Origin of the sequence: Azospirillum sp. B21 (assembly GCF_008364825.1) — a bacterium.
GTDB lineage: Bacteria > Pseudomonadota > Alphaproteobacteria > Azospirillales > Azospirillaceae > Azospirillum.
The window spans coordinates 1-22,982 of sequence record NZ_VTTO01000011.1 but is presented as its reverse complement, the minus strand read 5'-3'; the positions used below and the strand labels follow the sequence as shown (position 1 = coordinate 22,982).

Sequence of the window (22,982 nt, the reverse complement as noted above, 5' to 3'; positions counted from 1 at the left end):
TTGCGCTGCGCGTCGAAAGGCTGTGGGTGGAACAGAACATTGCTTTGACCTGGCAGCTTTCGGAAATCCATGGCTGGGGTCTGGTTGGGGTGCATACGGCGCTTTACCTGCTGGACCACGGCCGCCCACCGCTTTTGCTGGAACGGCCGCTGCTGGCCACGCTGCGGCCGGAGAACCGGGAAAGAGTGACGCCGCTGCTTGCCGGGCATGAGCGCATCAGCGCCATCGCCGATCAGGTCCGGGATTCTGTGGTGGTCGTCAAGGGCTGGACGCTGCTGCACGCGCTGGCCAACGGCTTCAACGAGGGGCCGACATCCGCGCGCTTCCGCGGCAGCCGCAATGTCGGTGTGATCGCCTTCGAGGACAGCCGGTTCGACACCGCAACACTGGAGCGCGCGCGCAGCTATGACAAGCTCGTGGTGCATTCGACCTACAACCGGGATTTGCTTCTGGAACAAGGACTCTCGGAGGTCGGCTGCGCTTTCCAGGGCATAGATCCGGGTGAACTCCCCGCTCTGCCTCCCACCGGCCGGTTCGGCGACCGCTTCGTCATCTTCTCCGGGGGCAAGCTGGAGTTCCGCAAGGGACAGGACATCGTGCTGGCCGCCTTCCGGCGTTTCCACGAACGCCACCCCGAGGCGCTGCTGGTCACCGCTTGGCACAATCACTGGCCGCACACCTCCGGAACGATTGCCGAATCCCCGTTGACACCCATGCCCCCGATGATCGGCGACAACGGAAAGCTGCGGATCGTGGAATGGGCGATGGCGCATGGCGTGCCGCCGGAGGGCTTCGTCGACATGGGCTTCATCCCAAGGCATCGGATCGCGGCGATCATGGCCGATTGTCACGCAGCCGTTTTCCCCAACCGCTGCGAGGGCGCCACCAACCTCGTTGCCATGGAGGCGATGGCCTGCGGTGTGCCGGTGATTTTGTCGGCCAACACCGGCCATCTCGACCTGATCCGTGAGGGCAATTGCCTGCCGCTCCGCGACCAGACACCGGTGGTCGATCCCACAGGTGCGCGGCGGGGCTGGGGCGAATCCGCTGTGGAGGAGGTGATCGAACAGTTGGAACGCGTCCATGCCGATAGGGCGGCCGCGCGTGCCTGCGCCGAGAAGGGGCGGGCTTTCATGTGCGGGGAGCGGAGTTGGCGTGCCTTCGCCAACTCTTTCATCCAAGCCGCTGCCTGAGCCGCTTGTATTCACGGCAGCGGTTGAGATGGTCCCCGTTTCGCGGACAGATTTGCCGCTTTGCTAAGCTTGGTTCTGATCTTGCCCCGGTTCGGTGGAGCAAGATCATCCTCCGTGGTCCGGTTAACCAGATCACGCTGCAGCCGGACGGCAACGGGCTGGCGATCGTGCTGTGCGGCGATGCTGAGCTTCGCCGCGAATATGAAGAAGCCCAGCCTCCGTGGAGAGACCGGGCTTTAGAGCGATCGAGGATCGCAAGCATCGGTGGTCGCGGGGGAGGGATTTGGCCTTTACCGAACGCCCTGGCTGCGACGATGAAGGGGCATGATCGACTTGATCAAATCGCCCTTGTGCGAACAAGGGGACGGCTCCTCTTTGACCCGTAGGTGCTCAATCTCTCCTACCCTTGGGTCATCCGGACGCACGGGTTGGTGCGAAGGCCTGCATCGCGTGATCAGGAATGATTGGCGGCGACATGCGGTCGTCTGGCTTCCGGCCGCGCGGGCCGCCGGCTCGTCCTATGGCATCGCATCGGCCCGACGGACACGCTCCAGGATCGCGCGTTCACGCCCCAGAACGACATACCGGCCGATCGCGGAGAGAACGCGCCGATAGCTGGCGCCGCGGCGCTGGGAACGATGGACGGTCACGCCACGCACATCGCATGTCGCCAGCCAGCCGTGCAGCGCCGCCCCATTGCCCGCCATCCAGCAGTCGTTGTCGGGCGTAAACAGCGCAATGCCCGAAGGCAGGCGGGCCGCCTCCTGGCAAAGCCCCTCGATGAAGGCGAGTAAACGGCGGTCGTCGCTTTCGGTGGCCGCAGCGTCATAGGCGCTGAGCCCCTTCTGAAGGCACAGGAACAGCACCGGCATGGGCGAATCAGAACGCGATCTTGGATCGCGTGGATGGTAGACCGGAACGCTGGTCACATACTTGGCGAAGCGCTGCATCATTGCGACGCAGCACGGCCAGTCGAGTTCGAGCCGCCGCACCGTCGGCATCAGATCCGCCTGCGACAGACAAAACCGGCGCAGGGTATCGGCCGCGGCTGCCGAGGCAGCAACAGAAATCAGCGTGCCAGCGACCGGTTCCGGCGGATGCACCCGGTCACGGAGCGGTGCGTCCCAGTCCTCGGCATCCCGATCCTCAATAGTCCGATCTGGAGATAGCATGGATGTGCACCCTGAATGAGAAGGGCCGGATGCACGCCGCCGTAGCGAGGCATCCATGCAACCGTACAGGGGGCGGGGACGCGTCTTTTTTCGCCATTCGGCGAATGACAGAGGTTGTATTTGCTGGCCAGCTTGTCCAGAAGCCGGCGCACCGCGTCGGCGCGGTTGGGGATCTCGCCCACGAAGCGAACCTCGCCCGAACGGGCAGCTTCGGCTACCGCAACGGCGATCATCTCTTTGTGCGTGTCCATTGCAACGAACGCGGCTGTATCCTGCTCCACGGCTCGTCCCTTCTGTCAGAAGCAAGGCGCCGGCCTACTCGGCGCAACCCTCGTTGGCGACAGAACGTGAGACGAGCCACCCTCAGCTCGGCAGGGACATGAGGCCTAGCCATTTGCGCACAAAATAACCAGCGAAAACACATTGTTCACTAATAAAAAATCTTTCTATTGAGTTTTCAGAGTGTACATCTAGGAAATAATGTCGCAATTCTCCGGACACCCTTGCAATAAGACGTTATCAAGTTGGGTATTATTGATGAATAACCTGCAGATGAATAAGACTTCTTGCAGCCAAGCACCTGATCGCCCGCAAATGCTAAGCTCATCCCACGCGCAATGATGTTCAGGCAGCAGCACTCGGTGGCAGCATCCGTACGGGTAGGCCTTCGAGAGAATTCAACGAACCGCCATCAGGAGGCGACTTGTGCTTAATCAGCCCGCAGCTTCACTGAAAGAAAATCCCATGAAGAAAAAAACGTCCGTGCGCCCTGCCAACCTGGATGACGCGGAAGAAATCTGCGGTCTGATTCTCAGGCAGTTTAACAATGGGATTGACCGGGCCGCATGGCGACATTTGCTTGAAAACAACTGGAGCAACAACGAGGGAGAGTACGGGTGGGTTCTGGAAGCCAAAGGGGGCGTCGTCGGATTCATCGGGACAGTGTACTCGGAGCGTGAAATCAATGGTCGCCGAGAGAGGTTCTGCAATCTCACAACCCTCTGTGTGGATGAAGGATATCGTGGAATGGCGTTGTCGTTGTTGACCGCAGCGATTCGTTCGGCAAATTGCACCGTTACAAGCATTTCTCCGATCCCGACTGTGGCTCGACTGATGAAGATGATGGGGTTTAAGTCCCTTGATATAGGCAGGATAATCTATCCTCCGGTTATGAATGCGTTCGGGCTTATGAGAGGTCTTCCGCGTTTCGAGTCTCGAATAGAATTTATCAAGCCGCACATCAGCCAGGTCCTTCGTCAGGTCATCAACGATCACGTCCCCTACGGCTGCCTTGCCGTATTGATCTGGTCCAGAGGTGAGCAGTGCCTTATTCTTTCAAAGAAACGCATCAAGCGCGGCGTGCCTTTTTCCGAAATCTTGTTTGTCAGCTCGGCTGAACTTTTCGCAAGACACTTGGAAGCCGTCAAATGGTATATCATGGCAAAGCAGTACACGGTTGCCGTAATGGGGGATAGCCGCCTATTCGGAAAGAGCCGGCCTTGTGGAATACTAATGAGGAGGCCGGTTTTGTTTCGATCTGCATCGGTCACCCCGGAGAACATCGACAACCTTTATACGGAACTCGTGCTTATTCCGATGTGACCCGACCGCAAGGAGGCGCTAGACCGCACTCTTCTTTCAACGGGGCGCCGCTCCGATCTTTAGCTCCCAACTGCGTCTCAAAGCATACCTTGATGGCAAGCTGCCTATCCAGTCAAGCCCACCCTAATACTATCTTATTAACACTACTGTGATAGTTCCACTCTCGCCTGTGCGGAATTTTCCTGGAGGAAATTCGGGCCGAGGGTCACGCGGCACTCAGTGGATGCTTACCTTGGATCAGGGTTTTGTGTTTTACTGAAAGAGGCATTCTGAATGTTAGATTGCGAGCGAAATCTCTCGACGCGCTATGGAAGCCCGCATTTTCTAGAAACAAACCGGACACCCGTCCGCGCGACAAAACGTTCTTGAGGGGAGACGAATGACATCAAGGCTCCAACACCGTGCGATTGGCGCCATAATTGGCGGCGTCCATGCAACGGGGCTGGATCTCTTGTTCAATAATCGGTATTCAGGAATTGGATCTATATTTTCCCTCCACAGAGTTCGCTCAACATTGGGAGGCTTTTCTCCGAATGCAGGGCTATCAGTTACTCCTGAGTTCTTTGAGGAAGTTATTAAGCACATCAAAAAGCGGAACATTGACATCCTATCCATGACCGAAGCGCACAAGCGGCTGGTGAAGAGCGACCGGCCCAAACGCTTTATCGTTCTATCGTTTGATGATGGTTACCGCGACAACTACGACAACGCTTTCAGGATCTGCCAAAAGCATCGAGTTCCGATGGTCATCAACGTAACCACCGGCTTTGTCGATGGAACGAGTTTTCCGTGGTGGGACGCAATCGAAGAATTCGTCCGGCAACGCGAGCGCATAATCATCCCGACGAAGGCGGGAAACCGTGAGCTTGACTTAAGCACACTGAGCGCCAAGACAGCGGCTTATGGTCAGCTCTACAAATCGCTACGCGCCGCCAATCGCGGCATAGCCGCTGATTTTCTGCGGAAACTCGAGCGCCTGAACAACACGGATTTCCAAGAGATCTGCCAGCGGCTCATAGTGGCATGGGATATGGTGTATAAAATGCGCGACAGCGGTCTCGTGGAGTTCGGCGCCCATACCCTAACGCACCCGGTGCTCCGGACTCTTTCTGAGGCGGATGCGGAGCATGAGATGGCAGCCAGCCGTGCCGTTCTTGCCAAGCGGTTGGGGCTCCCGATCGTGCATTTCGCCTATCCCTTCGGCAGTTCTGCGGATGCCGGCGCAAGGGAGTTCGCGTTGGCAAAGCGGGTCGGTTTCTCCACGGCGGTGACAACTTGCCACGGCACCTTGCAGCCCGAGCACAAAGCTCAATTGCACGCGCTCCCGCGGCTCAGCATCAATGGCTTCCACCAGAATCTCCAGACGATTGAGGTCTTCCTAAGCGGCGCCACCACGGCTCTGGCGCATGGATTGCGCCGCGTCGCGATGTGAAACATCAACACTCTCGCTTTCATCTCTCCGGCTCGCGCGGATATGGCTGGCTTTGCAAGACGAGCGATGAGCTGCGATCCGGGCAATGGCTTGGCCGGTTTGCGACGACCACTTGAATCCGCGGTCGCAATGGTGAATGAGGCCGCTGCCCATGACGGGCCGGCGGTGGAGTGCCTGTTCGAGCGCGTCCAAAACGAAGCCACGCCCTGTCCGTTTGGCTGGACGATGCAGCCACCAGTGACCTACGGTCCTTTGCCGATAATCTACGTTCCGATTTCGCCGCGGTCTATGCCGCGCTTACCACCCTTTGGAGCAATGGGTAGACGGATGGGCAGATCATACGGCTCAAACTCGTCAAGAGCTCTATGTACGGCCACGCAAAGCCCAACCTTCTGCACATCAGGCTCATGACAGCCTGAAAACCTTCATCAAATCTGAAGAAGAGCGAGTGTTGCAAGCCGAAGCACACCGATGACGATTCGAAGGGGCTGATCCACTCTGTTTGAAGCATACGTATACAAACGAATAACATTCGTCTCAAGCTGCACAAAGGATTGATTTTATGAAACTTTAAAAACAATCATATTTTCTGCATTCTGCCGTTGTTTTTAAAATACATCGCCCAAAGAGGGATATATATTGGAGCGCTAGCATATTATCAGAAGATAAGCTGCCGCCAAAACAGCTGGCCGTATGCTACTGATTCTCTGGCAAATAAACCCCATCGCCACTTGCCCTCGCTTCAGGCGTTCTGCAAAATCGTGGTGAAGCTGTGGAAGTTAATGGGGAGTGGGGAATACCACCACTAAGCAGCTGATGACAGACACAAACGACAATTCCCATAATCGTGGTGGCGATGCTCCTGTGGTCATCATTTTGATGAGCCTGAGTGTTGTGCTCTCTTCGGCCGACACTTACATGGGGTCCGGAACCGCAGGCTTGGTGCCTCTCCGGTCAACGGAACTGGGGCTCTTCCTTGTTGGCGCCATGTTCGCCATAGCCCTTGTCCGCAGCGTTCACGCCGACAACGGTCGCTCGTTGGTCTTCGCCTATTCCGGCATCATTCCCGTTCTGGCTGCAAGCACTATGGTCGCCATCGTTCGCACCAGCGGCGCTTGGCTACCCGATTATTATTGGATAAAGAGCGAATACATCTATTCTCCACTGTACAATTTCATTTTGTTCTTCTTGGCGACCGGAGTGGTCGCCATTCCGACTTTCCGCCGACATCATCGCAAAATCGCCGGCGTCAGCCTGCTGCTTATTTCTGGCTCCATTGCGATGGATATCGCAAACCCTGGGATGTTTGCCGCCTTCAGTGATCGTGCCGCCGGCTTTGCTTTCAACTCAAATTACGCATCCGAAGTCGTCAACCTGTCGCTCATCGCTGCGGTTAATTGGCGGCGCTTTCTCTGGCGAGATACAGTCCTGTGGGGAATCGCCGGCTTCGCCTTGTACTGCACCCTGTCACGTTCCGGCGCTTTGGTGTATTTCGTCTGCGTGACAGCGTATATCATTATTATGCTGAAAAATGGCACACTCCGCCTCCAGACATTCTTGGGAATGGCTTTTGGCTTGGCCCTTGTAGGGGCCGTCGTTGGCCCAACTGTCCTTGCTTTCATCAATGGGCAAGAGATGTTTTCAACATATTATGCGACGTCGGATCGCATGGATTCGCTGCTGAAGCTATTGGGCGGCGACGTGGCCTCGGTGCAGGATGACGAGCGGCTGCGCAAACTCGCCTTTTTCCTGGGGAAGATCGAGGAGTCGCCGCTTCTTGGGCGGGGGCTTTATTATCACTTTTACTATGAAGTCGGTCCGCATAACATGTTCGTGGAACTGTGGCTCAGCGCGGGCTTGGCCGGGCTCTTTTCGGCAGTTGTGCTGTACGTCGCCTTATTCGCACATTTCATTCGGCTCGGGGACGCTCGTGGCGTGGTGTTCACCATAGCGTTCTTTATATACGCGTTCTTTAGCCACAATCTGTTCGATGACCGGCCGGTCAACGTGTTTATCGGCCTTCTTGCCGCGCTCGCTGCATGGGAAGCGGCAGAACGGGAAGCGAGTGCGTGGGAAGGCAGCACTCCTCGTGCTGCGGGCTGCGAATCTGTTCCTGCAGGCCCCATGTCGGAGGAAAACGAATGCACAAGCTAGCACGCCACGCTGTGCCTCTCTGGAGGGACAGGATAGAAACGCGTAAGCCGTGCACGGTCCTTCATGTCTTTCGCTGCCCTGTGGGCGGCCTGTTTCGGCATGTTCTTGATCTGGCGCACGGCCAAGTGGCGCGTGGGATGCACGTCGGCATTCTGTGCGATGCCGGCCAGTACAGCGAAGGCGTCGAAAGACAGCTGGCCGATTTGACGAAGCACGCCGGCATCGCGGTGTACCGTGTCCCGATCTCCCGCATGCCGGATCTGAACGACTGTGTCGCGTTGCCGGCGGCGCACCGGATCGTCAAGGACATTCGCCCGGACATCATCCACGGGCATGGTGCCAAGGGTGGCATTCTGGCCAGATGTCTTGCGCGTCCAGGCGGCCCGCTGGCGGTGTACTCGCCGCATGGTGGCTCGCTGCACTATTCCAAGACGTCGCTGGCGGGTTTCACCTTCCTCAGCATCGAGTGGGCACTACGCTCTCTGACGGCCGGGCTCATTTTCGAAAGCACGGCCAGTATGTCGGCCTATGCCTCGAAAGTGGGCCTCAGCGGCGGGCATTTCCGGGTCATTTACAACGGCCTGCATACCTCGGAATTTGCCCTCGACGGGGGCGGACCACCCATGGTCGAACGCCGTTACGACTTCGTCTTTGTCGGCGAGTTGAGGCGGCTTAAGGGGGTGGATGTCCTGCTGCGGGGGTTCGCGCGCCTTTGCGATGACCGGCCCACTCTGCGCCTTGCCATCGCCGGTGACGGACCCGAGGACGAGTACTTTCGGGAATTGGCCGCGCAGTTGGGCATTGCTGAGCGTGTGGCGTGGCTGGGGTCGGTATGTCCGGCGTCTTGTGCGTTTCGCCTGGGCCGCTGCCTCGTGGTGCCCTCCCGCGCTGAGGGGCTTCCCTACATCGTGCTCGAAGCGGCCGCCGCGGGCCAGCCGCTCATAACCACGAAAGTCGGCGGAAATCCGGAAATCTTCGGGCCGACGCATGCCAAAGCCTTGCTGCCGCCGGGGGACGTCGACGCATTGAGTGCGGCCATGGCGGCTTTCCTCGACGATCCGCAACCGCTGCTGCTCCAGCGCGACGACCTGTATCGCCGCGTCTTCGGCATCTTCCAGGTCGAGCGCATGATCGAAAGGGTGGTTGGCTTCTACGACATGCTGATTGATGACGCGGGACTGAAGACAAGTACATATCCAGTTGCAGCGCTTCCTTTGATAAACAAGACGACGCCTCGCTCCATACCGGACATCCAATCCAGCGCTGCGGTTTAGGGGGTGATGGTGATGTGCATACGTAGTGAGGTGGCGAGGCATTCGGATGGCCCGCCGCGATCTCCTAAGAGCAGCACGCAAAGGGCATGCGCTTCCACGCTGCCTCTGCCGCTCCTTCCCCGAGGCGCTCAAGAGGAAGAGGATAAGGCATGACCGACGTTCCTCAGATGCACATCAATGCACATAAGCGGCTGCCGCCGACGTCCGAGGTCGATCTGCCTGAAATACTGCGCCGGCTGGGCCGGCGCAGCGGCTTGATCGTCAGCGTCGCATTGCTGACGGCCGGTGCAGCCGGGGCCTTCGCTATGAACGCGGTGCCACGCTATACGGCAGAGGCCCTGGTCATGATCGAGCCGGGTTATATGCAGTTGCCCGATGTCAGCCAGGACAGGAGCGCCGCTCCGCCGGCCGATGCGGAAGTGGTGCAAACTCAAATCGAGATCATCCGCTCGACCCATATCATCGCCAGGGCCTTGGATGAGTTGGGCATCGAGGAACTGCCAGAGCTGAGCCGCAAGCCCAGCCCTTGGGAGCTTCGCCTCGCCAGGTGGAGCGAGCGCGTTCAGGATTGGGGGACGGCGTCGATCAAATGGCTTGAGGCCAACCTTCGCTCCTGGGGACCGGCTTGGCTTTCGACATTGATGGGCGAGGAGAAACCCGCTCCATCGAGCCAGCAACCCTTCAGCGCATCGGAAGCAGCCACGGCACCCGAGGATGTGGGCGGCTTGGCAATCCGGCGGTTCGCCAGCCGTTTGACGGTCAATCAGGAAGGGCGTTCGCGCGTTGTGCGGATCGCTTACACCTCTGACAGCCCCTCGGCCGCGATGAAGGCGGCCAACACAATCGCCAACCTCTACATCGCCGACCGTGAAGCGACAAAGCAGAAGATGGCAGACAGCGCCACCAGCTGGCTCAACGAGCGGCTGCGTGAACTGGAAGATGAGGTCAAAGCGGCGGAAAGCGCCGTGCATGAGTTCCGCGAACGCAATGGGCTTGTCGGCGAGCGGGAAGTCTCATCGTCGCAAAAGCTCCTTGTCCTCAACCAGGAGCAGGCTCAGGCTCAAGCTTTGCGCATGTCGGCCGAAAGCCGCCTGCGCACCGCCGAGGCTGATCTGGCTTCCGGACTCCGCGACGGGATCAGCTCGCCCGATTTGCGGCAGTCGGTGGGATTGCAGCAGTTGCGTGATCGCAATGCGCAATTGTTGGCACGGCGCGCGCAACTGGATCAGTCCATGGGGCCGCTCCATCCAACACGCGTTCAGCTCGGCGCCGAAATCGCTTCCGTGCAGCAATCGATCCAGGAGGAAACCTCGCGGGTGCTGTCCTCCTTGCGTGGGGAGCTGGAGGCCTCTCGCAAGAGAGAGCAGTTGCTGGTGGGAGCTACGGAGGGCGCGAAGGCTGCCTTCATGAAAGACGATCAGGCCTCAATCCAACTGCGTGGTTTGGAGCTCAAGGCCACGGTGGCGCGGGGGATTTTGGAGCGCTACTTGACGCAAGCCAAACAGGTTCAGCAGATCGACAGCTTCCAAAGGCCAGAAGCGCAAGTGGTGTCGAGCGCTCGTGTGCCAGCAACGCCGTCTTTTCCCAGAACCAACATTTTGGTGATCATGGGTGGGGTCATCGGGGTTATTCTGGGCTCGGGAGCAGCATTGGCAATCGAGCACTCAGACCAATCGTTGCGCAGCATGGAGCAGGTCAAGGAGCGGCTTGGGGCCCCTGCTCTTGGTCTCGTGCCAGCGGATCCGGCCGTACAGCGCAGCCTTTTCCGTTCTCCTTTGCGGCTGCGCAAGACGGCATACACCGAGGCTGTCCGCCGCCTCTACATGCACCTCAATCTAGGCCGCGGTGAGTGCCTCCTGATCTCCTCGGCGGTTCCCGGTGAGAGCAAGACCACGCTGGCCGTTTCGCTGGCGCTGACCGCGGCAACCTGGCGCCGCACGTTGCTGGTGGATGGTGATCTGCATCGGTCACGGGTGCATCACGTTTTAGACTTGCCCAGCGCTCCTGGATTGGCGCAGGTGCTGGCGGGTGCAGTCCCGCTCTCAGAAGCAATTCAGGTTGATGAGCGGTCTGGGCTCCACGTTCTGCCTGCCGGCACGCCGGAAGATGATGAATTCAGCCTTATGTCGTCGGTGCAGATGGTGGATGTCATCGATCAGTTGCGCCAGCATTACGACCTTGTGATTTTTGACTCCGCGCCAGTTCTCGCGGTCACCGGAACGCCGATCCTGGCCAAACTTGTCGACCGGACGATAGTTGCGGTTCGGTGGGGATCGACGGATTGGAAGCTTGCCGATGTTGCGCTCAAGGAATTGGAGCGCTGCGGGGCTCCTCTGGCCGGCGTGGTGCTGACCCGTGTCAACGTAAAGAAGAACCGGCGGTACGGATACAAAGACTCCGGCCTCTATACTGGCTCTCTTACCCGGTATTACAGAACCTGATGACCGCAACCATCGCCCCGGAACGGCGGCTCCTTCATGTCCCCCGGCTTTCTCTCGCCGTCTTAAGATGACGGGAGAAAGCCGGGGCGGCACAGGCGCCGATGCGCGCCGAACAATACAAGAACATTCGTCGCATGGTCCTGACATCGAGCTTCCAGCATCGGCTTTATCCCAACGCCGCCCCGTGTGCGGCGCTGTAAGCGATCGACACGGCAATCCGCCCCGGCTTCTTGCAGGCAGCCGACGACCGGCTGGCGGGCGCCGGCGTCACGAGGAATGAGAGGCGCATGTGATTGGAGATACCATGCAGAGCCATCCAATGTATTCCGGGCGTCATGCGTTCTTTTTGCCAGACTTAGACGATGGCGGTGCTCAGCGGGTCGTCGTCAATCTGGTGAATGGCTTCGTTCGTCGTGGGGCTGCGGTTGACCTCGTCGTCGCCAAGGTCCAGGGGCCGTTCCGATCAAAGCTGGATGCTGCTGTGCGCCTCCATGATCTTGGGTGCACGCGTACCCTGTCGGCCGTTCCACGGCTTGCCGCCTATCTCCGCAGGGAAAGGCCGGTCTCCGTGACAGCCGCGATGTCACACGCCAACGCTGCCGCCCTTATGGCCGCCGCCCTTGCCGGCACCCGCACCCGTATAATCGTTGCCGAACACTGCCATTTGTCCAGCAACAGGGACAACGCGATTTCATGGATCGACCGCCATGCCCTGCCATGGCTGATGAAGCGACTTTATCGCCGCGCCGACGCGATTTTGTGCGTGTCCGCCGGGGTCCGGGACGACATTGCCACTCAACTGCAAATTCCGGTGGATCGCATTGGCGTCATCGCCAATCCAGTGATCACTCAGGATTTGCTGGCCTCGTTCGGAGAGCCGGTCCAGCATCGATGGTTTTCGGATGGAGAGCCGCCGGTCCTTTTGGGCGTCGGACGCATGGTGCCGCAAAAGGATTTTTCCACGTTGATCAAGGCCTGCGCCTTGCTTCACGACCGCGGCTGCCCGGTCCGGCTCATCATTCTGGGGCAAGGTCCGGAACGCGAGGCACTCCTTGCTTTGACAAGACAACTCGGCCTGGCTGACAGCATCGACATGCCGGGGTACGTGCAGCATCCAGCAGCTTATATGGCGCGTGCTGGCGCCTTGGTGCTGTCGTCACGCTGGGAGGGTTTGCCAACGGTCCTTATCGAAGCCATGGCTGCTGGCTGTCCGGTGGTCTCCACCGATTGCCCGAGCGGTCCACGCGAGATTCTGATGGATGGTCGTTATGGCCACTTGGTTCCCACCGCCGATGTGGCGGCGCTTGCTGGAGCGATCGAGGCCGTGCTCCGCGATCCACTGCCGTCGGCTTATCTGAAGGGCGCGGTGCAAAGGTTCACCACCGATGCCGTCTTGGACCGCTACTGGACGGTCATGATGGGTGGGGCAGAGGCGCTCGATGACGACATCAAGGCGGCCTCCGTCCCCCGGACCCTCGGGTAGGCTTGGATCACCGGGGCGCCCGTACTGGCACAAGAACAGCCCGCTCCGCTGCCGTGTGTGCCACGGCAACGGAGCGGGCTGCCTGCCCGTGCAGCGTTACGCCGCCAGGAGGTGCGGATCGACATGGTCCGCCAGCGTGTGGACGGCGTCCAGGTTCATGCCGGACAGGTCGTTGCTCACCGGCATGTGCGCGACCTGGTCCGCGATATCGGTCGCCGGGGTCGTGTCCTGGCTGGAGGCCACGTGCGCCCACACGTCCGTCTGCGCATCGGCCGTCTCGACCGACAAAGCGGCGACCTTGGCGGCCGGGAAGAACGACTTGTCGGCGTTGACGACGAGCGTGCCGTTCCACCACAGGCCGGTCTGACCATGGACCACGTTCTTGCCGTCCAGCGCGCCAATGTCGTAGGTGACGGTGCTGTCGGTCGGCAGCACGGCCTTGTCATTGATGGTGATCTTGTTGACGTACAGGGTGCGGTCCTGGCCGTTGATCACAGTGTCGTTGTCGTACTGCACCTGCACCTTGTGGGCCGCATCAAGAGTCGCGGAGGTGGTAAAGGTGTAGTCCTTGGCCGTCTGCGTGCTGTAAGCTTGGCCGATCGTCTTGCCGTCCATCAGCACCTTGAAGTGGGCGTTCGTGCCACCCGCCGGGGAGCCGGAGATGTTGACGGTGATGGAGGACGTCCCGAGCGTCGGCGTCAGGGCCGGAGTCGGGGCCGGCGGCGCGGGGACGTTGGTGGCGCCGGTCTCATAGGTGCCGAGGTCCGGAGCGGAGCCGTTGAAGGAGAGACCGACGTTCACGCCCTTGTCGATCAGGCCGCTGCCCGACGACAGATGCAGGAAGTCCAGCGTGGGCAGCGCACCGTTGGCACCGCGCGCGCCGGACGCGCCGCTGCCGTCGAGCGACAGAAAGTCGGAAGCCTTCGGCGCCGTGGCCATGGTCCAGGAGTTGTGATCGCTGGTGCCCGAGGTCTGTACCTTCCCGGTGCCGAACGAGACGTCGTTGCGGAAGGTGTGGGCACCGTCCCAGAAGCGGTAGTTGTACTGGCCGTTGTTGTAGGCGGTGTTGTTGTTCAGCGTGAGCGGCTGGTTGGCACCGTTCTGGTCGAAGCCGTTGAACGGGTTGTCCCAGGCGGCGTTGTTGGTGACGACGTGGCCCCCGGAGGTGCCGCCGGCGCCGGCGCGCGTGCCGCCCAGCTTGAAACCGTTGCCGTCGCCGATCTGGGTGCCGGCGGCGTTGTAACCGTTGTGGAAGGCCCAGTTGCCGTCGAGCAAGACCGACCCGGCGCGGGTGCCGTCCTGGACGTTGAAGAGGTCGAAGCCGTCGTCCGAGTTGTTCCAGGCGCGGTTGCCGCGGAACACGTTGCCGGCGCCGGTGGTGGCGATCTGGAAGCCGTCGGCGTTGTCGGCCGGCAGGTCCCGGTTGTCGTGGGAGTCGTTGTTGAGGAAGAGGTTGTTGGCGCTGGAGCCGTACAGGACGATGCCCTTGCCCTCCCACTCCGACAGGCGGCCGTTGTGATGGACGTCGAGCTGCTCGATGACGTTGTTGTGGGAGGCGTCGCGGACGAGCAGGCCGAACTCGGGGCCGTTGGCGATGCTCAGGCCCTTGATGTGGTTCCACGACACGCTGGACAGATCGACCACGGCGCCGGCCCACCCCTTGCCCGACATGCCCGAGCCGTCGAGGACCGGCTTCTCGCCGGGATAGTTGGTCACCGTGATCGGGTTGCCGCTCGTGCCGTCGCGGGTGAGCTGGATCTGCTGGGTCAGCTTGTAGGTGCCGCCGCGCAAGTAAATCGTGTCGCCCGGCTGCGCCAGATTGTGGGCGTGTTGAAGCGAGCCAAAGGGCTGCTCAATGGTGCCGGCCTGAGTATCGCGACCATTCACCGCCACATAATACGTCGACATCACATAACCTTCCGGTTCTAACTCATTTGTCAAAGGCTCGACCCGGCAGGGCAGATCGAAACCGATGAAAGACTTACCCCAACCGACCAAGGCCGCGGGTGTCACAATTCGAGGTACTATTTTGTGATAACTTTAAAAAAATTTGATCGAAATGAGAAGATGGACAGGACGGTGTGAGGAGTTCGGGTTTCGCGCATTCTCTTCAGTCTGACTTCAACCTACGATCAAGATGGTTGGAGCGCCGAATGTCGATGCGAACTCTGTCATCTCCTCTGCATTGCCTTGGCGATGAGCCAAATGAGCGGGAGAATCCAGATTAGAGTGACAAAGTCGGCGCGCGTCGCGCCACCGGCGGCGCGCTCCGGCGCCTCGAAAGCGCCGAGGTCCGGAGCGGAGCCGTTGAAGGAGAGACCGACGTTCACGCCCTTGTCGATCAGGCCGCTGCCCGACGACAGATGCAGGAAGTCCAGCGTGGGCAGCGCACCGTTGGCACCGCGCGCGCCGGACGCGCCGCTGCCGTCGAGCGACAGAAAGTCGGAAGCCTTCGGCGCCGTGGCCATGGTCCAGGAGTTGTGATCGCTGGTGCCCGAGGTCTGTACCTTCCCGGTGCCGAACGAGACGTCGTTGCGGAAGGTGTGGGCACCGTCCCAGAAGCGGTAGTTGTACTGGCCGTTGTTGTAGGCGGTGTTGTTGTTCAGCGTGAGCGGCTGGTTGGCACCGTTCTGGTCGAAGCCGTTGAACGGGTTGTCCCAGGCGGCGTTGTTGGTGACGACGTGGCCCCCGGAGGTGCCGCCGGCGCCGGCGCGCGTGCCGCCCAGCTTGAAACCGTTGCCGTCGCCGATCTGGGTGCCGGCGGCGTTGTAACCGTTGTGGAAGGCCCAGTTGCCGTCGAGCAAGACCGACCCGGCGCGGGTGCCGTCCTGGACGTTGAAGAGGTCGAAGCCGTCGTCCGAGTTGTTCCAGGCGCGGTTGCCGCGGAACACGTTGCCGGCGCCGGTGGTGGCGATCTGGAAGCCGTCGGCGTTGTCGGCCGGCAGGTCCCGGTTGTCGTGGGAGTCGTTGTTGAGGAAGAGGTTGTTGGCGCTGGAGCCGTACAGGACGATGCCCTTGCCCTCCCACTCCGACAGGCGGCCGTTGTGATGGACGTCGAGCTGCTCGATGACGTTGTTGTGGGAGGCGTCGCGGACGAGCAGGCCGAACTCGGGGCCGTTGGCGATGCTCAGGCCCTTGATGTGGTTCCACGACACGCTGGACAGATCGACCACGGCGCCGGCCCACCCCTTGCCCGACATGCCCGAGCCGTCGAGGACCGGCTTCTCGCCGGGATAGTTGGTCACCGTGATCGGGTTGCCGCTCGTGCCGTCGCGGGTGAGCTGGATCTGCTGGGTCAGCTTGTAGGTGCCGCCGCGCAAGTAAATCGTGTCGCCCGGCTGCGCCAGATTGTGGGCGTGCTGAAGCGAGCCAAAGGGCTGCTCAATGGTGCCGGCCTGGAACTGATCGGTGATTCCGTCCTGACTGTCCCGACCGGAAGGGGATACGTAATAGGTCGCCATCGTTGGGATCTCTCGATGCGAGGTGAGGGGATCAAGGCATGAGGCAGAGAGCCGTGCACCGGCAGATTGCTCGTGCTGTTGCTCTTCTTACGAGAGTGCGGTTTTCATCAGGCCCTCCGCACCAGCGGAACACAACTTGAACATGGCTGTAAGTCCTCGGACATGAAAAGGAATGTTGAAACTTGTCGAATGCGCTTGCTGCTTCCGCTTCTGCCTGACACCGAGCAGGCTGATCTGCTGACCCGGACGTTCGGGGACGTGCGCGTGGTCTACACCCCTGCCCGCGCGACGCGGGAGACGGCATGGGCTTAGCGTAAGGAACGGTGCGGCTTCACCCAGACGAACACGATGCTGACGGTACTGAAAAAACAGCCGGTGTTCGGGTGGCTGAATGCGGTGTCCAGCGTGCCGATGCACCACCTCGAAACGGCCTACCGCAACTTCTTTCAGCGGCGAGCCCGCTACCCGCAGTTCGGCCGCAAGGATGGACTTCAGTCCGCCGAGTTCAACAAGTCGGCGTTCAACTACCGGAAAAGCGTACTGAAGCTGGCGAAGATGGCGGAGCCGCTGAATGCAATGTGGTCGCGCGATCTGCCCAGCGCCCCCACCACGATCACGGTGACGCGCGAAGCGGATGGCCGCTGGTCCGTGTCTTGCCGGGTTGTGGCCTACGCCGAGATGCTGACGGGAGATGAGGAGGCTGGAATCGACCTCGGGCTGAAGAACTTGGTCGTCCTCAGCACCATCGTGTCCGGCGCACGGTCGCCGGCGTTTTCCATCACATCAGCCCCGACCACGCCGACCTTTAATTTGGCTAGATCGGCTTCCACTGGTCCCTGCACACGGAGGCAAGTTAAGCCGAACGCCGGACCCGCAACGGACGGTGATCCAAACCCTCTGGTCCCGTGTTCCTCTAGCTCTACAGCTTCCGGCGGTCTTTCGTTACGCTGTCGGGCGTCAACTCCAGCGGACCAAGGATGGCGGGATCAGCATCCGCTCGGCCGTAGCTGTCTTTGGTTGATAATCGCGGTGTTGTTTAGCTGACACCTATCGCGCTGCCCTCGACTTCTTCCGACACGACGGAGAGCGGCCCGATTAGGCTCATATTTCTTGAAATTGCAGCGTTGTCTTGGGCTGTAGACATATCATGCCAGCATGATGCATTGGCAGTCCACGACTGCTGAAGCAAATAAACCAATTTTTCAATGAAGTATACTATCCAGTAGATTATCAGTAGGATATCTCAAAATTTCCTTCGTTCCTTCGCGAATTGGAATCAGCTTTGAAGTGCCGGTTGGCTGCCTGTTTGCGGGAAAAAGGCTTTGTGTTGTTGCTGTGTGCCAATCGGAAAAGGGCTATGCTATACATACCTTGTTTCCGGTAGCATACTAATTTGGTATTGTAGGAAGCGGGTTTTCAGGACAGCATAACGGGCTTCGTGCATTCCACAGTTTATCTTCCTCCTTGTGGGTAATAGTCCCGGCGGCAGGTTCCGCCCGCGCTTGCCAGGCTAGGTTTGATGTTGACTCCACAACGCGCCTCATAGTTTGTGCAGTTGCTTCCGAGCCTGTTTGGGGGAGGACTGATAAAATGCATACAGATTGTCTCGACTGCGATCATCCCACTGTTTTATCCAAAGTATTGTGATCGTGCCGGCAAATCTCTCCCCGAAACACTTCCAACCAGATTACGGGCTGAGCCAGAGTGAAGGGTTGCGCTATCCCAATTGCTAGGACGGCATCGCTACGAGGTACTCAACCGTCTCCCGAGATCATAGCACGGCACCTGCTAAACTTTCCGCGGCGAAAGCGCACTCGCGCTCAATGGAGTGACGCGTTCCGCCTTTCTGGAAGAAGGACACTATGGACCACACCTTCCTGAAACGCGTCGTCGTTTACTCCCTTGCCAAGGCTGGGCCGGGAGCGATGGTACTGTTCACCACTCTATACTACATAAACACAGTCGGACCGAAGATATATGGCGAGTACGCGCTAGCAATCAGCATAGTTGGGGTAGCCGAGGCAGCGCTTGTTAATTGGATTTTTGTGAGCATTGGCCGATATTTCTATGACAGCAGCTTCTCAAACAACGAGTGCTTTCGAACGGTGTTCCAGCTGACGGCCGCCATTTCGATTGCGGCCATCGCCGGCGGGTTTGCCGCCTTTTTCCTGCTCGAAGACCGCCATCTCGGCGCGCTTCTGCTTCTTGGCACCGCGCTTTTTATTGCGCAGTCCTGGTATGATCTTGAGCTTCAGATCGCCGCCACGCAGATGCTGCAAACGCGCTACGGCGTGCTGGCGCTGGTGCGGGCGACGCTGATGCTGTGTGCCGGCGTTACTAGCGTTTATCTGTCCCTCGGCTCATACGGCCTTATAGCGGCGGCCATTCTCGGCTGCAGCGTCCCTGCGCTCTCTCGAACAGCACTTCGCCGCTGGGCGGGCTTGCGGTGGCTCCATGTCGAAGTCGGCTTGATTCGCAAGTTGTTCCGCTTCGGAGTACCGCTCGCTGGTTCCTTTCTATGCATGATGTTGATGCTGGCCACCGACCGGCTGCTGCTCGGCTGGTTCAACGGCCCGGTGGAGGTAGGGCTGTACGCCGCCAGCAGCGATCTCACCAACCTCAGTGTGGCCTTCACGCTCAACGTGGTGAACCTCGCTGGTTACCCGGCCATCGTCAAGGCGTTCGAGAATGGTGGGCTTGCCGCAGCCAAGCCGGCGATGGAGGTTCAGGCGGCCGTGCTCTTGCTGGTGATTGGCCCCTTTGTCCTGGTGTTTGTGTCGTTCGCCCCCGAGGTGGCGCGCGTGGCGCTCGGCCACGAATACGCCACGGTGGCGCCGAGCGTGATCCCATGGATTGCGGTGAGCACGGCGGTGGCCGGGTTCCGCGCCTTCTACGCGGACCTTGCCTTCCAGTTGGGGCACCAGACGCAAGGGCAATTGTTCATCAGCGTGGGTGCGGTGGTGTTGAACCTGCTGCTTGGCCTGTTGCTGGTGCCGAAATTCGGTGCCTGGGGCGCGGCTGTCGCGACCGCCGTGACGCAGATCGTGGCGCTCTGCGCCAGCATCGGGCTCGGCCGCGCCTGGGCGCTGAAACTGCCGTTTCCGCCACGCCCGCTGCTGACCATCGCGGTGGCCTTCGCGTTGGCACAGACCTTGGCGCTCTTCATGCCGCAGCCTACGGGCATCACTGCCTTTGCCATAGCGACGACCGCCGTTCTCTCAGTCTATGCGGCGGCGCTCATCATTGCCGATTTCGCTGGGTTGCGGAGCCTGCTGGTTAAAATGCTGATGAGGACGGCAAATGCCGGTTCCTCCTGAGGCCGAAAAGGAATGTGCGAAGCGGAGCGTCAGAACAATGGAAGCAGCCTTTAATCTTTGTTGATAAACAACGATGTTTTCAATTTCACGCAAGCCGGAGATGATTCTTTAATCAATCTTGCAATCTTTAGCTGGTGCATGATGAAAATCCTTCACATAATCACCAATCTCGGCATGGGCGGCGCGGAGATGATGCTGTACAAGCTTCTTCGCCAGGTCGGCGCCACGCCGCTGGATACGGCGGTCGTTTCACTGCGCGACAACGGTTCGGTGGGAAGGCTGATCGAGGGTCTCGGCGTTCCGGTGCTGACGCTAGGAGTATCGTCACCGATCCGGGCGCCGCAAGCTCTGGCTGAGTTGCGAAGCATCGCTCGGCGCTTCCAGCCGGATGTTATCCAAGGCTGGATGTACCACAGCAATCTGGCGGCCACGATGGTGCGCAATGTGCTTGGCAGGGACGCTCGGGCGCTATGGAACGTCCGGCAATCCCTCGAATCGCTCAGCACTGAACATGTGACCAGCCGAGGCGTCATCCTGGCCAACGCCGCGCTGTCACGCGGTCCAGCCTGCGTCATCTACAATTCCGAAACGGCGGCCCGGCAGCACCAGCGCTACGGCTTCAAGCCGCATCGGGAGGAAGTGATCCCCAACGGGTTCGACTGCAACGAGTTCACGCCATCGGTCGACGCCCGCGCCACGACGCGGGCGCGCCTCGGCATTCCCGACGAGGTGCCTCTGATCGGACTCGTCGGCCGGAACAATCCGCAAAAGGACCCCCACAACTTCATCCGTGCCGCTCGCCGCGTCGCGGCGCAACGGTGCGACGCGCGCTTTGTGATCGCCGGCCGCGGGATGGACAGCGATCCGGACCTGATCCGCGCCATCGCCGAGGCGGGCCTTGCGGAGCGGTTCACAGTGCTTGGTGAATGGCGCGAAATGCCTGGGCTGTACAATTCCCTGGACGTTTTCGTGCTGTCGTCGTCCCACCGCGAGGCCTTCCCCAACGTCGTGGGCGAGGCAATGGCGTGCGGCCTGCCTTGTGTGGTCACCGACGTCGGGGATTCACGGATCGTTGTCGGCGATGCCGGTCGTGTCGTGCCCCGGCAGAACGACGCAGTGCTGGCCGATGCGATCACCGGGATACTGGCGCTCGCCCATGGCGAACGCGCCTCCATCGCCCGGCTCGCGCGCAAGCGCGTCGTCGATCATTACTCGCTGGACGCCATCACCCGTCGGTACGTGAGCCTCTACGAGGAAGTCTTGGGCCTTCCCTGCGAGCAGGAGGTGGCTTGAGACCGCGTCAACCCTACGCAGCCACAGGGGAATTTCATGTGCGGTCTTGTGGGATTCATTGAGAGCAGCATCCAGGGCACTTCAGCCATCGAAGCCGAACACGCGTTGCGCCGCATGAGCGGCCGCCTTCGGCATCGCGGCCCGGATGACGAAGGCTTCTGGATCGACCGGAAGGCCGGCGTCTTCCTGGGCCACCGCCGCTTGGCGATTGTCGATCTTTCGCCGCACGGGCGCCAGCCCATGGTGTCCTCGTGCGGCCGCTGGGTGATAGCGTTCAACGGTGAAATCTACAACCACCGGACTTTAAGAGCCGATTTGGGGGAGCCGGCGCACGGACCGTGGCGCGGACATTCCGACACTGAGACCCTCGTGGAGGCCATCAGCCGCTGGGGTATCGGCAAGGCCCTCGAGCGCTGCAACGGCATGTTCGCCATCGCCGCCTGGGACCGTTCCAAGCGCCAGCTTCACCTGGCGCGCGATCCCATCGGCGAGAAGCCCTTGTATTTTGGGACCATTGAAGGCCGCTTCGTGTTCGCCTCTGAACTGAAGGCAATCATGTCGGTTGCTTCGACGCTGCCCGATGTCGATCCCGAGGCGGTGAGCCAATTTGTCAGCCACGGCTTCATTTCCGCCCCAGCCACGATCTTTCGCGGCATCTCCAAACTCACCGCCGGGACGCGTCTGACGATCGTTCTGGGTCCGCGGGAGGTGGAAATCGAGGAATCCGTCCTCTGGTCGGCACGGTCCATGGTCGAAGGGGCATTGGCCTCTCCCTTCACGGGCTCTCCCCAGGACGCGATTTCCGAACTCGAGCGCCTGCTGCGGCAAGCCGTGGCCTTGCGCATGGAGGCGGATGTTCCGGTCGGCGCCCTGCTCTCCGGCGGCATCGACTCGAGCCTGGTGGTCGCGCTCATGCAGGCGCAATCGGCCCGCACCGTGCAGACTTTCTCGATTGGCTTCTCCGAAGCAGCCTACAACGAGGCGCCGCACGCGCGCGCGGTGGCCCAGCATCTGGGCACGGAGCATCACGAGCTGTATCTGTCGCCGCAGGAGGCGATGGCTGTCGTTCCGGACCTGCCCAGGGTTTACGACGAACCTTTTGCCGATCCGTCCCAGATTCCGACACTGCTGGTCTCACGTTTTGCGCGCCAGTCCGTGACCGTGGTGCTGTCCGGCGACGGTGGGGACGAGTTGTTCCTCGGCTATGACAATTACCGCTGGGGGGCTCGGATCTGGTCACAATTCGGCATACTGCCGGCACCAGCCCGTCGCGCGGCGTCCGCGCTAATCCGGACTTTGCCACCGTCCGCCTGGGACCGGGTGCTATCCCTGCTCCCATCGAAAACGCGTCGGGAGCTGTCAGGGCATCGGCTGCATCGGGTCGCTGACCTGTTGAAGCATAGAACGCTCGACGACATCACCGCCGCCCTGGCGTCGCATTGCCCTGAACCGTGGCATTTCCTTAAAGAGCCTGCCGGAGCAGGCATTGCCGAGCGTTCGCGACGCCCGCCTAGACTCGACCCTTACCACCACATGGCGTTTGCCGATCTCACCAATTATCTGCCCGAAGACATTCTGGTCAAAGTCGACCGTGCGAGCATGTCCGTTGGTCTGGAAGGGCGCATTCCTCTGCTCGATCCCGCGGTGGTGGCGTTCGCTTGGCGCTTGCCGTTGTCGCTCAAAATCCACGCCGGACGCGAGAAGTGGATTATGAGGGAGCTGTTAAGCCGCTTCGTCCCAACCTCCTTGATTGATCGGCCCAAGCAGGGGTTTGCGGTCCCGGTGGGGCAATGGCTGCGCGGGCCTCTGCGCGATTGGGCGGAGGCAATGCTGGCCCCCGACAGGCTTAACCAAGATGGGATTTTCCAGGTATCGGCGATCCGTCGGCTGTGGAATGAGCACAGCTCCGGTCAGCGCAACTGGCAGCATCTGTTGTGGCATGTGCTCATGCTACAGGTATGGCTGGACGAGGCGCGCAGAAGCCAAACAGCCCATGAGGAGCTTGTCGGTTGACGTTGATCTTGCCCCGGTTCGAGTTCTTGCGTAAGCGTTGCGTGACCACACATCCGACGTGATCGTGGTCTGATCTTGCCCTGCTTCGGTGGACACCACAGCTAAGCTCCGAGTGGAGCGGGAAGGTGTCTGATGACGAAGACGAGG

13 protein-coding genes and 1 pseudogene are annotated in these 22,982 nt (G+C 60.4%); 11 read left to right on the top strand and 3 right to left on the bottom strand.

What is annotated here, in order from left to right; all coding sequences use genetic code 11:
- Positions 1-44 precede the first annotated feature (44 nt).
- Positions 45-1,193, top strand: coding sequence for a glycosyltransferase (locus FZ983_RS22840; protein ID WP_247883921.1), 1,149 nt, complete (start codon positions 45-47; stop codon positions 1,191-1,193).
- A 518-nt stretch (positions 1,194-1,711) separates the two neighbouring features.
- On the opposite strand, the gene FZ983_RS22835 is transcribed toward FZ983_RS22840, so the two are convergent.
- Positions 1,712-2,365: a hypothetical protein gene (locus FZ983_RS22835; RefSeq protein WP_149225790.1), complete on the bottom strand. Its 654-nt coding sequence runs from the start codon at positions 2,363-2,365 to the stop codon at positions 1,712-1,714.
- A gap of 705 nt (positions 2,366-3,070) precedes the next feature.
- Between FZ983_RS22835 and FZ983_RS22830 the strand changes: the two genes are divergently transcribed.
- From FZ983_RS22830 to FZ983_RS22805, 6 genes are all read left to right on the top strand, one after another.
- The gene (locus FZ983_RS22830) at positions 3,071-3,967 is read left to right on the top strand and encodes a hypothetical protein (protein WP_149225789.1); all 897 of its coding nucleotides are present in this window, start codon (positions 3,071-3,073) and stop codon (positions 3,965-3,967) included.
- Between the two features lie 613 nt (positions 3,968-4,580).
- Positions 4,581-5,399, top strand: a complete 819-nt coding sequence (locus tag FZ983_RS22825) for a polysaccharide deacetylase family protein (RefSeq protein WP_188092459.1) — start codon at positions 4,581-4,583, stop codon at positions 5,397-5,399.
- Positions 5,400-6,215: 816 nt separating this feature from the next.
- Entirely contained in the window at positions 6,216-7,553 is a 1,338-nt protein-coding gene (locus tag FZ983_RS22820; RefSeq protein WP_188092458.1) for an O-antigen ligase family protein, read from the top strand.
- Positions 7,439-8,827, top strand: coding sequence for a glycosyltransferase (locus FZ983_RS22815; protein ID WP_149225786.1), 1,389 nt, complete (start codon positions 7,439-7,441; stop codon positions 8,825-8,827). Before FZ983_RS22820 ends, FZ983_RS22815 begins: the two co-directional genes overlap by 115 nt.
- Positions 8,828-8,976: 149 nt before the next feature.
- The gene (locus FZ983_RS22810) at positions 8,977-11,268 is read left to right on the top strand and encodes a Wzz/FepE/Etk N-terminal domain-containing protein (protein WP_149225785.1); all 2,292 of its coding nucleotides are present in this window, start codon (positions 8,977-8,979) and stop codon (positions 11,266-11,268) included.
- 304 nt (positions 11,269-11,572) lie between these two features.
- Positions 11,573-12,751 (top strand): glycosyltransferase, encoded by a 1,179-nt coding sequence (locus FZ983_RS22805; RefSeq protein ID WP_149225784.1) that lies wholly within the window; start codon positions 11,573-11,575, stop codon positions 12,749-12,751.
- A gap of 96 nt (positions 12,752-12,847) precedes the next feature.
- Here the strand turns inward: FZ983_RS22805 and FZ983_RS22800 are convergent, their stop codons facing one another.
- A complete protein-coding gene (locus tag FZ983_RS22800) occupies positions 12,848-14,659 on the bottom strand; it encodes a carbohydrate-binding domain-containing protein (protein ID WP_149225783.1) in 1,812 nt (603 codons plus the stop codon).
- 263 nt (positions 14,660-14,922) lie between these two features.
- Positions 14,923-16,212 (bottom strand): right-handed parallel beta-helix repeat-containing protein, encoded by a 1,290-nt coding sequence (locus FZ983_RS22795; protein WP_149225782.1) that lies wholly within the window; start codon positions 16,210-16,212, stop codon positions 14,923-14,925.
- A 746-nt stretch (positions 16,213-16,958) separates the two neighbouring features.
- On the opposite strand from FZ983_RS22795, the pseudogene FZ983_RS34845 reads away from it, so the two are divergent.
- The 4 genes and pseudogenes from FZ983_RS34845 to asnB all read left to right on the top strand — a co-directional run.
- Positions 16,959-17,233: pseudogene (locus tag FZ983_RS34845) on the top strand (IS1595 family transposase); the annotation flags it as partial.
- An 841-nt stretch (positions 17,234-18,074) separates the two neighbouring features.
- Positions 18,075-19,529 carry an oligosaccharide flippase family protein gene (locus FZ983_RS22780; protein WP_149225779.1) on the top strand — a complete coding sequence of 485 codons (1,455 nt, stop codon included), beginning with the start codon at positions 18,075-18,077 and terminating at the stop codon, positions 19,527-19,529.
- 57 nt (positions 19,530-19,586) lie between these two features.
- Complete coding sequence (locus FZ983_RS22775) at positions 19,587-20,822, top strand: glycosyltransferase (protein WP_188092455.1); 1,236 nt, start codon at positions 19,587-19,589, stop codon at positions 20,820-20,822.
- A 36-nt stretch (positions 20,823-20,858) separates the two neighbouring features.
- Complete coding sequence (gene asnB, locus FZ983_RS22770; RefSeq protein ID WP_149225777.1) at positions 20,859-22,835, top strand: asparagine synthase (glutamine-hydrolyzing); 1,977 nt, start codon at positions 20,859-20,861, stop codon at positions 22,833-22,835.
- The last annotated feature ends 147 nt before the right edge of the window (positions 22,836-22,982 follow it).

Coding starts and splice junctions, on each gene's coding strand:
- FZ983_RS22795 (WP_149225782.1), bottom strand. CDS start 16,212: ATGGCGACCTATTACGTATCCCCTTCCGGTCGGGACAGTCAGGACGGA.
- FZ983_RS22815 (WP_149225786.1), top strand. CDS start 7,439: ATGGGAAGCGGCAGAACGGGAAGCGAGTGCGTGGGAAGGCAGCACTCC.
- asnB (WP_149225777.1), top strand. CDS start 20,859: ATGTGCGGTCTTGTGGGATTCATTGAGAGCAGCATCCAGGGCACTTCA.
- FZ983_RS22825 (WP_188092459.1), top strand. CDS start 4,581: ATGACCGAAGCGCACAAGCGGCTGGTGAAGAGCGACCGGCCCAAACGC.
- FZ983_RS22805 (WP_149225784.1), top strand. CDS start 11,573: ATGCAGAGCCATCCAATGTATTCCGGGCGTCATGCGTTCTTTTTGCCA.
- FZ983_RS22800 (WP_149225783.1), bottom strand. CDS start 14,659: ATGTCGACGTATTATGTGGCGGTGAATGGTCGCGATACTCAGGCCGGC.
- FZ983_RS22820 (WP_188092458.1), top strand. CDS start 6,216: ATGACAGACACAAACGACAATTCCCATAATCGTGGTGGCGATGCTCCT.
- FZ983_RS22810 (WP_149225785.1), top strand. CDS start 8,977: ATGACCGACGTTCCTCAGATGCACATCAATGCACATAAGCGGCTGCCG.
- FZ983_RS22835 (WP_149225790.1), bottom strand. CDS start 2,365: ATGCTATCTCCAGATCGGACTATTGAGGATCGGGATGCCGAGGACTGG.
- FZ983_RS22780 (WP_149225779.1), top strand. CDS start 18,075: ATGGACCACACCTTCCTGAAACGCGTCGTCGTTTACTCCCTTGCCAAG.